Source organism: Actinoplanes aureus (assembly GCF_015704865.1).
Classification (GTDB): Bacteria; Actinomycetota; Actinomycetes; order Mycobacteriales; family Micromonosporaceae; genus Actinoplanes; species Actinoplanes aureus.
Genome location: NZ_JADQTO010000027.1, coordinates 40,173 through 54,745 on the forward strand (window position 1 = coordinate 40,173; position 14,573 = coordinate 54,745).

Consider the following 14,573-nt stretch of genomic DNA (forward strand, 5'->3'; position numbering starts at 1 on the left):
TACCCGCGGTGGTCGCCGGTTGCGCTGCTTTTCCGGTACGGGCAGCGAACAGTCCCGCCGAGCCACGCGACGCGGGCACCCCACAAGACCGCCCGGCGACCGCCGGGCCATGCACGTGGCCGCGCCGGCCCGGTGCCATCATCCGCAGGCCAGCGGCCCCGCAAGCCCAGCCGGGCCCCGTTCCCGCCTACAAGCCCGGCCCGCCCCGCAAGCCCGGCCTGCAAGCCGGTCCGGCACTCCCGCGAGCCCGAGGCCATGGCCCCGAAGAAGCGAGGGCGCGGCCTTCCGGCCGCGCCCATCGTCGACGATCAGGCCTTGCCGCCCTTTTCGCTGTCCGGCTTCTCAGCCTTGCCCTCGGTGTCGGCCGAGGCCGCGGACACCGTCGGCTTCGGCTCGGCCGGCGCCGGCGGCGCCGAGTCCACGTCACCGAGATCCGCGTTCGGCACCGCCTCGTGCCCGAGCAGGGTGGCCAGCGCCGCCCCGGCGATCCGGCGGAACGCCCGGCCCTGCCGGCGCCGGTCGAGCACCGCAACCTCGAGCTGCTTCGCCTCAAGGGTGCGGGTCTGCCCGTTCTCCCCGCCGACGCTGCCCAGCGCCTCGGCCGCCAGGGCGAGAGCCACCTGCAACTCCGCCGCCGAGTCGTGCCGCTCGCGCAGCACGTTGGCGATCGCCTCGGACTGGCCGCCCATCGCCATGAAGCCGGGCTCGTCCATCACCGAACCGTCATAGGTGATCCGGTAGAGCTCGTCCTGCTCCGGCGACGCACCGACCTGCGCGACACAGATCTCCACCTCGTACGGCTTCTGCGTCTCCGAGAAGATCGCACCGAGGGTCTGCGTGTACGTGTTGGCGAGCGCCCTCGCGGTCACGTCCCGCCGGTCGTAGCTCAGCCCGATCATGTCCGCCATCCGGACACCGCCCCGGCGCAGGGCCTCGAACTCGTTGTACCGCCCCACCGCCGCGAACGCGATCTTGTCGTAGATCTCGCTGATCTTGCGCAGCGTGGTGATGTTCTCGGCGACCAGCAGGATGCCGCCCTCATAGGTGAGCACCACAGCCGACCGGCCGCGGGCGATGCCCTTGCGGGCGTACTCCGAGCGGTCCCGCTGAACCTGCTCGGGTGATGCGTAGAACTGCATGGCCACGGGTGGCTACTCCTTCTCTCCGGTAGTGCGAGTGCGGATCAACCGCCCGGGTTCTCCATGCGTCCCTGGACGACCTGCTCGGCCACCGTGGTGATCTCTTCGTCGCTGAGCCGGTGCGTGCCGGCCGCCGTCGCCGTCATCACCACCGGGTAGATCTTGCGGGTCACGTCCGGACCGCCGGTCGCGGTGTCGTCATCGGCCGCGTCGTAGAGCGCCTCCACCGCCAGCCGGATCGCGTCCTCGGTGCTCACGCCCGCCCGGTACCGCTTCTTCAGCGCCGACTTCGCGAACAGCGAGCCGGAACCGATCGCCTCGTACCCGGTCTCCTCGTACAGCCCGCCGGCCACGTCGAAGCTGAAGATCCGCCCGGCGCGCCCCGAGTCGGCCGGCGAGAGGTCGAAGCCGGCGAAGAGCGGAACCACCGCGAGACCCTGCATCGCGGCACCCAGGTTGCCGCGCACCATAGCCGCGAGACGGTTCGCCTTACCGTCGAGGGAGAGCATCGCCCCCTCGATCTTCTCGTAGTGCTCCAGCTCCACCTGGAACAGCCGGATCAGCTCGATGCCGATACCCGCCGTGCCGGCGATGCCGATCAGCGAATACGAGTCCGCGGGGTGCACCTTCTTGATGTCCCGGCTGGCGATCAGGTTGCCCATGGTCGCGCGCCGGTCGCCGGCCATCACCACACCCTCGGCCGTCGCGATCGCGACGATCGTGGTGCCGTGCGGCGCGACATCAGCCGAGAGCCCCGGCGGAAGCGGCCGCCGGCCCGGCAACAGCTCGGGGGCGGTCTGACTCAGGAACTGCGTGAAGGAAGACGTCCCCGTGCTGGTGAAGAAATCCGGTAGACGCCCGGATGAATCAAAGCCCGTCGCCACGTGGTTCCTTTCAGGTACGTGATCGCGCATCGGCGCGATGGAGGCCGCCGTGCAGTTGAAGCACAATATCCCGCGCACCGATGCGGCGCGATGAACATCATCGACGTGTTGCGGTCGCCCGCGCCACAGCGGCACACGCGGCCGGCGAAGGCGGCGCCGGATGCCACTCGGGCCCGAAGGCGGCGGCATCCGGCGGCGGAGGCTAAGGCTTCAATGCCCGATCATTGCGAATCGGACATATGGCTCATTGACCCCCTTTTTGCACGTATCCCCTCACGAACTCTTCGGCGTTTTCCTCCAGGACGGAGTCGATCTCGTCCAGCAGGTCGTCGACGTCCTCGGTGATCTCCGCGTGCCGCTCGGCTACCTCAGGATTGGCCTCGACGGTGACGTCCTCGATCTCCTGGTCGCTGCGGCCCTTGCCACTCTGCGACTGACCACCTGTGTCTCGGGTTGCCATGGATGTCCCCCTTCTCAGCCACCCGAAGTCCTGCAACATCGGGTTGGGAAAAACCTACCTCGCGCCTGTGACAAAACAGTCCGCCGGTCCGGCTGTTTTCTCACCGGCTTGTGATGACCTCCAGCAGGTCCTTAGCACTTTCGCAGGTGTCGAAGAGCGCACCCACGTGCTTCTTCGTGCCGCGTTCCGGTTCCATCATCGGCACCCGGACGAGCGACTCGCGGCCCACATCGAAGATCACCGAGTCCCAGCTGGCGGCGACCACTTCGGAGGCGTACTGGGCGAGGCAGCGGCCGCGGAAGTAGGCCCGGGTGTCCTCCGGTGGCTCGTACATGGCGCGCTCGGTGAGGTCCGGGTCGAGCAGGGTCTTCATCGACCCGCGCGCGACCAGGCGGTGGTAGAGGCCCTTCTCCGGCCGTACGTCGGAGTACTGCAGGTCCACGAGCTGGAGTTTCGGCGAGGACCAGGCCAGGTTCTCCCGCTCCCGGTAGCCCTCGAGCAGGCGCAGCTTGGCGACCCAGTCGAGGGTGTCGGAGCAGAGCATCGGGTCGCGGCCGAGCTTGTCGAGCGCGTCCTCCCAGCGCTCGAGCACGTCGGCGGTCTGTTCGTCGACGTCGGTGCCGTACCGGTCGTCGACGAACTGCTTGGCCCGCTCGTAGTAGGCCCACTGCAGGTCGAGCGCGGTGAGCCGGCGCCCGTCGCGCAGTCGCATGAGGTGTTTGAGGGTCGGGTCGTGGCTGACTGCCTTGAGCTCGGAGACCGGGTCGGCGATGCCGAGCTCGCCGGTGAACACCTTCTCCTCGATCATGTTGAGCACCAGGGCGGTGGTGCCCATCTTCAGGTACGACGCGATCTCGGAGAGGTTGGCGTCGCCGATGATGACGTGCAGCCGCCGGTACTTGTCGGCGTCGGCGTGCGGCTCGTCGCGGGTGTTGATGATGGGTCGCTTGAGGGTGGTCTCCAGTCCCACCTCGACCTCGAAGAAGTCGGCCCGCGAGGAGATCTGGAAGCCGGCTCCGGTGCCGTCCTGGCCGATGCCGACGCGGCCCACGCCGGTGAAGATCTGGCGGGTGACGAAGAACGGCGTGAGGTGGGCGACGATGTCGGCGAAGGCGGTCTGCCGGCGCATCAGGTAGTTCTCGTGTGACCCGTACGATGCGCCTTTGTTGTCGGTGTTGTTCTTGTAGAGCTGGATGCGGTGGGCGCCGGGGATGGTGGCGGCGCGCCGGGACGCCTCGGCCATGACGCGTTCGCCGGCCTTGTCCCACTTGACGACGTCGAGCGGGTTGGTGCATTCAGGAGTGCTGTACTCCGGGTGTGCGTGGTCGACGTAGAGCCTTGCCCCGTTGGTCAGTATCACGTTGGCCAGGCCGAGGTCCTCGTCGGCGAGGGCTTCGGCCGGGTCGTAGGCGGCGCCGGAGTAGGTGAAGCCACGCGCGTCACGCAGCGGCGACTCCTCTTCGTAGTCCCAGCGGGCACGCCCGCCCCGGTTGAGTTCGGGGCGGGCTCCGTAGGCGTTGACCACCTGGGAGGAGGTGACCATGGGGTTGGCGCCGGGCTGCCCGGGCACCGAAATGCCGTACTCGACCTCGGTACCCATAATCCGTCGAACGCTCATGCGACCACCTTGTCCGCCACGAAGCCAAGCGAGCTCATGTATCGAGCCTAGACGCTCTCACGTTGCTTTCCGAAGCTGCCCGTGCGCGGCGTGCCACCTTGCGTGGCGACGCCGATCGCGGGGAAGCGCTCCCCGATCCGGCGGCCGAGGGCCTGCCCGGGCAGTTCCACCCAGCGGTGCGCGGCCCACGCGACCGAAAGCGTTCCGGCGGTGAAGGCGAGCGCGATCAGCAGCGGGTTACCGGTGAGCCGCACGATCAGGCCGAGGACCAGCAGGTGCAGCAGGTAGAGCGAGTAGCTGACCGCGCCGAGCCAGGTGAGCACCGCCGGGACGGGCCGGTTGCGCAGGGCGAAGGCGATCACGAAGGTCGCGGTCACCGCGACCGCCATCGCGGTCCAGCGCAGCAGCCCGGTTCCGCTGCTCGACCATTGGTGTAGCGCCAGTCCGGCGAAGACCAGGGTCAGGGTCGCGGCGGCACCGCGCCGGCCGATCTGCCGGTGCTGGGCCCGGTACACCACGGTCCCGGCGAACATCACCGCGAGCATGAGGGCGGCCTGCGCGGACGATGCGCTGGTCACCCACCGTGACGCGTGTCCGTTCACCAGCGGCAGCGCGATCAGGCCGATGCCGATCGCGCCGGCGGGCAGCGCGAGACCGTTGCGACGCCAGATGTACGCGCCACAGCTCACCATCACCAGAAGTGCGACTGCGGCGGCGGCTGTCCTGCGGTCTGGGGCGCTGCCGCCGAGCAGGTCATCCGGCAACCGGGTGCCGCCGGCCAGCGAGACGAGGGTGAGGCCGGCCGCCCACCAGGCCCCGGTCCGGTGCCACCGCCAGGCGAAGAGTCCCGCCGTCACCAGGTAGAAGGTCATCTCGAAGGAGAGTGTCCAGAACGGCCGGACGACGCCGCGCACGCCGAGCAGGTCCTGGAGCATCGTGGCGTGTCCGAGAACGCTCGCCGCCGTCTCGCTGGTGAGTTGCCCGGGCAGGCGATACATCCCGGTCGCGGCCAGGCCGAGCGCGACCGCGATGGTGAACAGGTAGGCGGGGTAGATCCGGAAGAGCCGGCCGATCCAGAACCGGCGCAGGGATCCGTGCCGTTCCAGCGACATCGGGATGACGTAGCCGCTGACCAGGAAGAAGAGCAGTACGCCGTACTTGCCGAGGTCGAACTGGCGGTAGATCTGCAGGTGCCGGTCGGCGCCGAGCAGCACCGGGCTGAGGTGGAAGGCGGCCACTACGACGGCCGCGTAGCCGCGGAGGGCGTCGAGCCACGCGAGGCGGGGAGCGGTCACACGGGTTGAACGAGAACGGGAGCGGAGGGGTTTCCCTCCGCTCCCGCCTCAGTGCGTGTTACAGGTACTGACCGGTGTTGGTCGCGGTCTCGATGGACCGGCCGGCCTCGGCGCCCTTGCCGCCGGAGACGAGCGTGCGGATGTAGACGATCCGCTCGCCCTTCTTGCCGGAGATGCGGGCCCAGTCGTCGGGGTTGGTGGTGTTCGGCAGGTCCTCGTTCTCCCGGAACTCGTCGACGCAGCTGTCCAGCAGGTGCTGGAGTCGCAGCCCCTTCTTGCCCGAGGTGAGGAACTCCTTGATCGCCATCTTCTTGCCGCGGTCCACGATGTTCTGGATCATCGCGCCGGAGTTGAAGTCCTTGAAGTACAGGACCTCCTTGTCACCGTTGGCGTAGGTGACCTCGAGGAAGCGGTTCTCCTCGGTCTCCGTGTACATCCGCAGCACGACCGCCTCGATCATCGCGGCGACCGTCGCGTCGCGGTTACCGCCGTGCTCGGTCAGGTCGTCCGAGCTGAGCGGCAGGTCCGCCAGGATGTACTTGGCGAAAATGTCCTTCGCGGCCTCGGCGTCCGGACGCTCGATCTTGATCTTCACGTCGAGACGGCCGGGGCGCAGGATCGCCGGGTCGATCATGTCTTCCCGGTTGGAGGCGCCGATGACGATCACGTTCTCCAGGCCCTCGACGCCGTCGATCTCGCTGAGGAGCTGGGGAACGATGGTGTTCTCCACGTCGCTGGAGACACCGGAGCCACGGGTGCGGAAGATCGAGTCCATCTCGTCGAAGAACACGATCACCGGCGTGCCCTCGCCGGCCTTCTCCCGAGCCCGCTGGAAGACCAGGCGGATGTGCCGCTCGGTCTCACCCACGTACTTGTTGAGCAGCTCCGGACCCTTGATGTTGAGGAAGTAGCTGGTGTGCTTCTCCTCGCCGCGCCGCTCGGCGATCTTCTTCGCCAGCGAGTTGGCCACCGCCTTGGCGATGAGGGTCTTGCCACAGCCGGGCGGGCCGTAGAGCAGGATGCCCTTCGGCGGGCGCAGCTGGTGCTCCCGGAACAGGTCGGCGTGCAGGAAGGGCAGCTCGACCGCGTCGCGGATCTGCTCGATCTGCGAGTGCAGGCCACCGATGTCGCCGTAGTCGACGTCGGGGACCTCCTCCAGGACGAGCTCCTCGACCTCGCTCTTCGGGATCCGCTCGTACGCGTACGCCGAGCGGGGCTCGATCATGAGCGAGTCGCCCGCGCGCAGCTTGGGGATCTCGAGTGAGTCGGCGAGGAAGACGATGCGCTCCTCGTCGGCGTGCGAGACCACCAGCGCCCGGTCGGCCGGACCACCCGTCGGGTTGTCCAGGACCTCCTTGAGCAGGACCACCTCACCGGTGCGCTCGAAGCCGAACGCGTCGACCACGTTGAGCGCGTCGTTGAGCAGGACTTCCTGCCCCCGGTCGAGCTCGTCGACGGCGAGCGACGGCGAGACCGCCACCCGGAGCTTGCGCCCTCCGGTGAACACGTCCACCGTGCCGTCCTCGTGCGCGGCCAGGAAAACGCCGTAGCCGCTGGGCGGCTGGGCGAGCCGGTCAATCTCTTCCTTGAGAGTGACGATCTGGGCTCGGGCTTCCTTGAGGGTCGCCACGAGCCGCTCGTTGTTCTCGGTCACTCGGGCCAGCTGCGCCTGCGTTGCCGCGAGCCGTTCCTCGAGCTGCCGGACGTGTCGGGGGCTCTCGGTCAACTTCCTCCGCACCAGAGCGAGTTCCTCTTGCAGAAACGCGACCTGGCTGGAGAGATCGTTGGCTTCCTTCTCCCATCGTGCGGCGCGGGAGTCCGCTTCGTCGCTACGTGCCACGTCCCACCTCCCCGGGGGGCTCGAACGTCTTGGGTTAACACTAACTGTTGCGAAGCGGTTTTCGACCCTTGCAACACCCTCGTCACCGAGTCTTGATCGATTGATCAACCCGCGGCCGATGGGCCCATCGGAGGTTCGGGTACCGTCGAGGCGGGCCGGTTTGGGGAGGTAGGACGTGTCGGAAGAGCTTCAGGTCTGGATCGATCAGGACTTGTGCACCGGTGACGGCCTCTGCGTCCAGTACGCCCCGGATGTGTTCGAGCTCGACATCGACGGCCTGGCGTACGTAAAGGACGATTCAGGCGATCTGCTCCAAGATCCGGGTGTTCGTACCGGCGTGCCGGCGCACCTTCGTCTCGAGGTCATCGACTCGGCGAAGGAGTGCCCGGGCGACTGCATCCACGTCGTGCGCACCGCCGACGACGTGGCGATCGCCGGCCCGCACGCGTCCGAGTGAGTGAACTGGAGTGAATCTCAGAGAGTGGGCCGGCCGACGAGCGAGGCCACCACTCGGGAGAACTCCTCGAGCCGGGCGATCTGCCCGGGACCGCCGTCGTCCAGCGTCTTGCCGAACCGCAGCGCGTCGTGCCGCAGCGGGGTCCGGCCCTCCTCCTCGCCCACGCCGGGCGGGGGCACCGCGTCGTCGACCGAGCTGAGCAGCAGGTAGACGTCGATGCTGTCGACCCGGGCCTGCCCGTTCGGCGTACGCGTCAGCCGCCGCCGGCAGCCCACCTCGGTCACGGTGGAGAGCGGCACCACCCGCAAGGAGGACGTCATGGCGCCGACCGGGCCGTCGCCGGGAGCCACGTCCTCGCCGTGCCAGAGGACCAGCCGGCTGCCGTCGCAGACCACGACCTCCTGCCAGACCCCGTTCACCTCGTTGACGAAGCGCTCCAGGGTGAAGCACAGCACCGAAGCGCCGCGCAACACCCCGAACAGCGCCTCCAGGGCCACGTCCGGGTCACGCAGGTAGGCCCGGGCGGCGGAGTCCAGGTCCGGATAGGGCGACCAGTCGGGGAAGACCGCCGGCATCTCGTTGCCGCCGCCGAACGGCGGAGAACTCATCGCGCCCACCCCTGCCCTCCATTCCGGCCGTACCTTTACGCCCGGAACCTACCGGACTCCAACGGCGGCGGTCACTCCCCCGCGGTGCCCTCCCGTTGCGCGGCCAGGGCGGCCTGGGTCGCCTTGCGGAGCGCGTACGCCTCAGCGCCCTTGCTCGGCTTGCGCCGCCGCGGCGGCGCCGTCACGCCCGGCGCGAGCTTGCGCGCCGACACCAGGAACGCGGTGTGCGCGATCATCCGGTGGTCCGGGCGCACCGCCAGGCCGTCGGCGTGCCAGTCACGGACCAGCGACTCCCAGGACCGCGGCTCGGTCCAGCCACCGCGCTCACGCAGCGCCTCGACCAGCTCGGACAACTGCGGCGTGGTCGCCACGTACCCGATGAACACGCCGCCCGGGATGAGCGAGCGCTCCACCATGTCGAGCGCCTCCCACGGGGTCAGCATGTCCAGGACGATCCGGTCGAACCCGCCGATCTCGTTGCCCGCGACGTCACCGTTGTGCAGGTGCCAGGCCGGGTGCGGGCCGCCGAAGAACGCCTCCACGTTCTTACGGGCGATCGCCGCGAAGTCGTCGCGCAGCTCGTAGCTGTGCACCTCCCCGGTGTGCCCCACGGCACGCAGCAGCGAGCAGGTCAGCGCGCCGGAGCCGGCGCCGGCCTCGAGCACCTTGGCGCCCGGGAAGACGTCGCCCATGGCAACGATCTGCGCGGCGTCCTTCGGATAGATGACCTGGGCACCGCGCGGCATGGAGAGCACGTAGTCGGCCAGCAGAGGACGCAGAGCGAGGTACGCCGTACCGCTGGACGCCGTGATGACGCTGCCGTCCGGCAGCCCGATCAGCTCGTCGTGCTCCAGCGCCCCGCGGTGCGTGTGGAACGCCTTGCCGGCCTCCAGCACGATCGTGTGCATCCGGCCCTTCGGGTCGGTGAGCTGAACGCGGTCGCCCTCCCGGAACGGCCCGCGGTGCGCGGGGACCTGCTCGTCGACGGCGGTGGCGGGGGTTGTGGTCACGGATCTTCTCTCAGCTGTCTTTACGCGGACTCGGTGCCTTTACGCGGACTCGGTGTGGCACGCCGCGGTTCCAGCACGGCGGCCACGTCGGCGACCCGCAGGACGCCCACGACATCCTCGCCTGCGGTCACCAGGTAGTGCGCACCCGGGTGGGCCTGCAACGCCCGGACCACCTGCTCGCCGGTCAGCCCGAGCGGCAGGGAGGTCAGCGCGTCACGTGAGCGGGCCACGCTCTCCACACTCACCCAGGGCCGCCGGTCGACCGGCACCCGCTCGGCGGCGACCGGGTCGACCAGTGCGGTGAGGCTACCCGCCGAGTCGGTGACCGCCAGCACCACGTCCGGCCTGGGATCCTCGGCACGGCGCCGCTGCGCCTCACCCAGCGGGGTACCGGCCGGCACCGCGAGCAGCGGCCGGGCCAGCCGGCCCAGATCGATCAGCGGGAACCGTCGGGTCATCCGGCCCAGCCGGATCGACTGGCCGGCGCCCTGCCAGAGGGTGAGCACCACCAGCAACACGAAGACCAGCCCGAAAACGGTCAGCCAGCCGATCTGGTAGAAGAGGAACACGGTCGCCGCGGTGAGCACCGCCAGCACCCGGCCGGCCCAGCCCGCCACCACGGTCGCGCGGTTACGGTCCTTCAGAATCGCCCAGACCGCCGCACGCAGGGCCCGGCCACCGTCCAGCGGCAGCCCCGGCAGCACGTTGAAGACGGCGACCAGGACGTTGCTCACCGCCAGCTGGAACGCGATCTGGCCGGGCACGGTCCGCTCCGGCAGCAGCAGCGCCGCGCCGGTGGCGATCCCGCCGAGCACCAGCGACACGATCGGGCCGGCGAGCGAGACCAGCGCGTCGATCCGCGGGGTGGGCGCGTCCCGATCCATCTCGGTCCAGCCGCTGAGCAGCTCCAGGGTGATCCGGCGCACGCCGATGCCGTAGCGCCGGGCGGTCAGCGCGTGGCCGAGCTCGTGCAGCAACACTGAGCCGAGCAGGCAGACCACGAAACCGACGCCCACCACGTACGCCCACGGGCTGGGCAGGCCGAGCCCGTTGCGCGCATAGTTGCCGTAGACGACCGTCACCAGCGCCGCGAGCAGCAGCATCGAGGCATTCGCGTACACCGGGATGCCCAGCACATGCCCCACCGGCCGCCCCCGGACACCGTCCGGCGCCCGGTCCCGAGGTGCGCCGCCCTGCGGCGCCCGGCTCTCCTCCACGCGCTTGATGCTACGGACACCAGCGCCACGGCACCCACCCCGGCGTTTTCGTCACACCCCTGGCCTAGCCTCTCAGACATGACGGCCCCCACTCCGATGACCGCGCAACCGGCCTCCGCGTCCCCATCCGGCGCCCTGCCGCCGGCCGGCCCCGTGCCGCCGGCCGAGGCCGGACCGCCGGCGGAGGCCGGGCCGTCTGCCGACGCCGAGCCGCCGGCAGACGCTGGTCCACTGGCTGGGGCTGAGCCGCCGGCTGAGGCTAGGCCGCCGGCAGACGCAGTGATTCCGGCCGCCCGCCGCCGCCCGGAGACGCCCCCTGGCCCTTCACTCTCGCCATCGCGGGCCGCCGACTTCAAAACGTGCCCACTGCTGTTCCGCTTCCGCACCATCGACAAGCTGCCTGAGACTCCCTCGGCCGACCAGGTCCGCGGCACGCTGGTGCACGCGGTGCTGGAGCGCTTGTTCGACCTGCCGCCCGTCGAGCGCACCCCCGAAGCCGCGGCCGCCCTGGTCGCCCCAGAGTGGGAGCGACTGCTCCAGCAGGAACCCGCCCTGGCCGGCCTGTTCACCGAACCCACCAGCGCACCCACTGCTGTCCTGGCCCCGGACCCAGCAGCACTGGCCGCCGAGGCCGACGCCACCGGCCTCCCCCAGCCCGCCACCAACCCCCACGCCGACGGCCAGGCAGCCACGCGAGACGCCCTCGCCGCCAACCGCCCGCAGCAGCCCGACCCGGCACCCCAGCCCGCCGCCGCCCCTGACGACAAGCAACAACTCCGCCCGGCGCCCGGCCCAACCACCGCCGCTGACACCCAGCAACACCTTTACCCGGCGGCCGACGCGCCCGATCCCACCGCCGACGGCAACGGCCTCCAGCAACCCGCCCCGGCCATTCCCGCCGCCCGAGCCGACGCGACCGGCCAGCTGGCGCTCGTCGACGTTCCGGGCGGTGCCGAGGTCGCCCGTATCGCCGCCTTCCTCGCCAGCGCTCGCAACCTGCTGACCGGCTACTTCGCGGTGGAGGACCCACAACGCCTGCAGCCCGCCGAGCGGGAGACCCTGATCTCCACCGTGATCGGCGACGAGCTGCTGCTGCGCGGCTACATCGACCGTCTCGACGTCTCCCCCGCCGGCGACATGCGCGTCGTCGACTACAAGACCGGCGGCGCCCCGCGCGAGGCCTTCGAGGGCCGGGCCCTGTTCCAGCTCAAGTTCTACGCCCTGGTGCTGTGGCGCACCCGCGGCGTGGTGCCACGCGTGCTGCGTCTGCTCTACCTGAAGGACGCCGAGGTCTGCGACTACAGCCCCGAGGCCGGCGAACTGGAGCGCTTCGAACGCACCCTGGTCGCCCTCTCCGAAGCGATCGAACGCGCCAAGCGCGACCGCGACTTCCGCCCGAAGCCCAGCCGCCTCTGCGGCTGGTGCAGCCACCAGGCCCTGTGCCCTCAGTTCGGCGGCACGCCGCCCCCGTTCCCCGAACTCGCCCCCACCGGCGCCTTCACCGCCGAGCCCGAACCCGACCGCCTGGCCAGCATGCTCCGCGACGGCCCTCTCGGCTGAGACTCGCGCCAACAGGGATGTCCACGATTGCCAACCTGCCGGCAGCAGCCTGGCAGGTCGGCCGTAGCGGACCTGCCAGTAACAACCGAAAGACCGGCGCATGCGGACCTGCCCGCAACAACCCGCGACGCCCAGCCCTTTCCAGACCGGCCACCAGCAAGCCGAAGGCGAGCCCCGCAGACCGACCCACCAGCAGACCGCGACGCCAGCCGCTGCGGACCGGTCAGCAGCGAACCGCAAGGCCATCCGCCCAGACCGGCCACCAGCGGGCTGGGATGCCGGGCGTCGCCGACCGGCCGGTTGCGGACTGGGATGTCGGTCACCTGGCTACGGGCCGCGCGGGGCGGGCCTCACACCGGACAATGCGGTGATGAGACCGCTGCGTGTCCTGGTTGCGGATGCCGCGCCCCTGCAACGTGCCGGGCTGCGGGCGATCCTGACCGCCTCGCCCGCGGATGGCGTGCGGACCGCGCCGGAGTGGGCGGCGGGAGACGCCGCACCAGCTGAGATCGTGGTCGCCGGGGAGGCCGGGGACGGGGTCGAGGCGATCGAACTGGCCCGGCGCCTGCTGCCTGACGTGCTGATCACCGACCTGACCCTGCCGCGGGCCGACGGGCTCGCGGTGGTCCGGGCGATCAACCAGGCGAACCTGCCGGTGCGCGTCCTGATCCTCACGACCCGCGACAGTGACGAGGAGATCCTGGCGGCGGTCACCGCTGGGGCCACCGGCTACCTGTGCAAGGACGCTCCGCGCGACGAATTGGTGGCCGCCGTCCGAGCCGTCGCCGCGGGTGGCGCGGTGATCGCGCCGCCGCTGCTCGCCCGCATCCTGGGTAGGGTCGCCGAGGCCATCGCGGGCTCCACCGGCAACGGCGCCGCGCGGCTCAACGCGCTGACCGGCCGGGAACGCGAGGTTCTGGAGCACGTCGCCCGCGGCCGCACCAACGCCGAGATCGCCGAAACGCTGCAGGTAAGCGAGACCACGGTGAAGACCCACGTCGGCCATGTCCTGACCAAATTGCGCCTGCGCGACCGCACCCAGGCGGTGGTGCTGGCCTACGAGACCGGCCTGGTGAAGCCCGGCACTTGATCATTCCGGCAGCCCCAGGGGCCACTGAGGCGCGGACCCAAGCCGGGCGCGGACCCAAGCCGCGCGGACCGAGTTCACGCGCGGACCCATGCCGGGCGCGGACCCAAGCCGCGCGGACCGAGTTCACGCGCGGACCCAAGCCGGGCGCGGACCGAGGTCACGCGCGGTTCGCTTGCGGTGTGTGAGGCCGGTTGCGGTCGGCCGGTGGTTGCCGGCCGGTCGCCACTCCGGGCATGGCGGCTGTGGTGTGGATCAGCGAGACAGCCACTGCTGCTAGCTCGGTGGTCGACAAGGCGGGGTGGTGCGGGCCGGCTGTGCGCGAGGGCTGCTTCAACGGCCGGCAGGCAACCCTCACACACAGCCGAATGATCAAACAGGCCCAAAAAGCGGACCCGGCTGTACCTGAAAGCTGTCACCACCTCCTGAGGCCGCACCGCGCCGGGCCGCGCCGGGCCGGGCCGGGCCGGGCGGCGCGTATGGGCTCACCGCGCCACTGCCGCAACGGGCACTCCTGGAACGGTCAGCCCGAACCTTGACCGCAAAAGATGTCCCGAGGGCTTCCGTAGTCACGGTCCCCAAGCGGGGATCTTGCTTGGCCCACGCTCACCGCTGCATCAACGGCCGCCAGACAGCACCCACGTTGGGCCGGACAAAGACCCTGACTGCGGAAGGCCTTTAGCGGGACAGCAACGCCGCCAAGAAAGGGAGGTCGACGCCGACCAGGGAGGACCGCAGGTGGACGCCGACGGTGGGTGGGAGTTCGAGTTCGGCCGGGACGGCCAGGACCGCCGCTCCGGCGGCGAGGGCGCTGGCCGTTCCGCTCGGGGAGTCCTCGATCGCCACGCACCGGGTGATGTCGACGCCCAGCAGTTCCGCAGCCCGCAGGTACGGCTCCGGGTCCGGTTTCGGCTTGTCGACCTCGTCGCCGCAGACGACGGCGTCGAAGTTCTCCGCGCCGATCGTTTTGAGGGCCACCTCGGCGAGCCGGCGGCCGGTCGAGGTGACCAGCGCGGTGGGTATCCCGGCCGCGCGTACCGCGAGCAGCAGTTCGGCGGCGCCGGGGCGCCACACCAGGCCGTCGCCGAACAGCTCGAACACCCGGTCGGTCAGCCAGGTCACGTCCGGCGCCTCGGGGCGGTCCGGCTGGCCCAGGTCGTCGCGGAAGATCTGCATGCTGAGGGCCATGCTGGTGCCCACCATCGCCAGCCGGGCGGTCTCGGAGAGGGTGCCGCCGGCGTGCACGGCGAGCTCGGTCAGCGCGATGCCCCACACCCGCTCGCTGTCGACCAGCGTGCCGTCCATGTCGAAAAGTACGGCGTCCAGAACAGCTCCCCCAGGTCGATCGGCCGGGCCCATTCTGCTGCCAAACCGGCCGGGCGCCGACCGAATGTGACC

12 protein-coding genes and 2 pseudogenes are annotated in these 14,573 nt (G+C 70.3%); 4 read left to right on the forward strand and 10 right to left on the reverse strand.

The genetic code is table 11. From position 1 onward, the window contains the following. Positions 1-308: 308 nt before the first annotated feature. The 6 genes from prcA to arc all read right to left on the reverse strand — a co-directional run bounded on the left by prcA (position 309) and on the right by arc (position 7,236). Positions 309-1,145 (reverse strand): proteasome subunit alpha, encoded by an 837-nt coding sequence (gene prcA / locus I4J89_RS38855; RefSeq protein WP_196419198.1) that lies wholly within the window; start codon positions 1,143-1,145, stop codon positions 309-311. Positions 1,146-1,183: 38 nt separating this feature from the next. Then, a complete protein-coding gene (prcB, locus tag I4J89_RS38860) occupies positions 1,184-2,023 on the reverse strand; it encodes a proteasome subunit beta (RefSeq protein WP_196419199.1) in 840 nt (279 codons plus the stop codon). A gap of 244 nt (positions 2,024-2,267) precedes the next feature. Continuing rightward, complete coding sequence (locus I4J89_RS38865) at positions 2,268-2,483, reverse strand: ubiquitin-like protein Pup (RefSeq protein WP_106320381.1); 216 nt, start codon at positions 2,481-2,483, stop codon at positions 2,268-2,270. A gap of 100 nt (positions 2,484-2,583) precedes the next feature. Beyond that, positions 2,584-4,101, reverse strand: a complete 1,518-nt coding sequence (dop, locus tag I4J89_RS38870; protein WP_373688193.1) for a depupylase/deamidase Dop — start codon at positions 4,099-4,101, stop codon at positions 2,584-2,586. A 47-nt stretch (positions 4,102-4,148) separates the two neighbouring features. Continuing rightward, positions 4,149-5,396 carry an acyltransferase family protein gene (locus I4J89_RS51775; RefSeq protein WP_196419200.1) on the reverse strand — a complete coding sequence of 416 codons (1,248 nt, stop codon included), beginning with the start codon at positions 5,394-5,396 and terminating at the stop codon, positions 4,149-4,151. A gap of 58 nt (positions 5,397-5,454) precedes the next feature. Next, the gene (gene arc, locus I4J89_RS38880; protein ID WP_196419201.1) at positions 5,455-7,236 is read right to left on the reverse strand and encodes a proteasome ATPase; all 1,782 of its coding nucleotides are present in this window, start codon (positions 7,234-7,236) and stop codon (positions 5,455-5,457) included. Positions 7,237-7,411: 175 nt separating this feature from the next. On the opposite strand from arc, the gene I4J89_RS38885 reads away from it, so the two are divergent. Next, on the forward strand, positions 7,412-7,693 hold the full coding sequence (locus I4J89_RS38885; RefSeq protein ID WP_196419202.1) for a ferredoxin: 282 nt from the start codon (positions 7,412-7,414) through the stop codon (positions 7,691-7,693). 17 nt (positions 7,694-7,710) lie between these two features. Here the strand turns inward: I4J89_RS38885 and I4J89_RS38890 are convergent, their stop codons facing one another. From I4J89_RS38890 to I4J89_RS38900, 3 genes are all read right to left on the reverse strand, one after another. After that, positions 7,711-8,301: a hypothetical protein gene (locus I4J89_RS38890; protein ID WP_196419203.1), complete on the reverse strand. Its 591-nt coding sequence runs from the start codon at positions 8,299-8,301 to the stop codon at positions 7,711-7,713. A 71-nt stretch (positions 8,302-8,372) separates the two neighbouring features. Next, positions 8,373-9,311 carry a tRNA (adenine-N1)-methyltransferase gene (locus I4J89_RS38895; protein ID WP_196419204.1) on the reverse strand — a complete coding sequence of 313 codons (939 nt, stop codon included), beginning with the start codon at positions 9,309-9,311 and terminating at the stop codon, positions 8,373-8,375. Between the two features lie 20 nt (positions 9,312-9,331). Next, positions 9,332-10,414, reverse strand: coding sequence for a site-2 protease family protein (locus tag I4J89_RS38900; protein ID WP_230860368.1), 1,083 nt, complete (start codon positions 10,412-10,414; stop codon positions 9,332-9,334). 393 nt (positions 10,415-10,807) lie between these two features. Here I4J89_RS38900 and I4J89_RS52245 point away from each other — a divergent pair. From I4J89_RS52245 to I4J89_RS38910, 3 genes and pseudogenes are all read left to right on the forward strand, one after another. Continuing rightward, a pseudogene (locus tag I4J89_RS52245) lies at positions 10,808-11,098 on the forward strand (RecB family exonuclease); the annotation flags it as partial. A 378-nt stretch (positions 11,099-11,476) separates the two neighbouring features. After that, positions 11,477-12,088 (forward strand): annotated as a pseudogene (locus I4J89_RS50345) (RecB family exonuclease); the annotation flags it as partial. A gap of 370 nt (positions 12,089-12,458) precedes the next feature. After that, positions 12,459-13,178, forward strand: a complete 720-nt coding sequence (locus I4J89_RS38910; protein WP_196419206.1) for a LuxR C-terminal-related transcriptional regulator — start codon at positions 12,459-12,461, stop codon at positions 13,176-13,178. Positions 13,179-13,853: 675 nt separating this feature from the next. On the opposite strand, the gene I4J89_RS38915 is transcribed toward I4J89_RS38910, so the two are convergent. Then, positions 13,854-14,534, reverse strand: coding sequence for an HAD family hydrolase (locus I4J89_RS38915; protein WP_196419207.1), 681 nt, complete (start codon positions 14,532-14,534; stop codon positions 13,854-13,856). Positions 14,535-14,573 lie beyond the last annotated feature (39 nt).

Coding starts and splice junctions, on each gene's coding strand:
- I4J89_RS38865 (WP_106320381.1), bottom strand. CDS start 2,483: ATGGCAACCCGAGACACAGGTGGTCAGTCGCAGAGTGGCAAGGGCCGC.
- dop (WP_373688193.1), bottom strand. CDS start 4,101: ATGAGCGTTCGACGGATTATGGGTACCGAGGTCGAGTACGGCATTTCG.
- I4J89_RS38890 (WP_196419203.1), bottom strand. CDS start 8,301: ATGAGTTCTCCGCCGTTCGGCGGCGGCAACGAGATGCCGGCGGTCTTC.
- I4J89_RS38900 (WP_230860368.1), bottom strand. CDS start 10,414: ATGCTGCTGCTCGCGGCGCTGGTGACGGTCGTCTACGGCAACTATGCG.
- I4J89_RS38910 (WP_196419206.1), top strand. CDS start 12,459: ATGAGACCGCTGCGTGTCCTGGTTGCGGATGCCGCGCCCCTGCAACGT.
- I4J89_RS38915 (WP_196419207.1), bottom strand. CDS start 14,534: ATGGGCCCGGCCGATCGACCTGGGGGAGCTGTTCTGGACGCCGTACTT.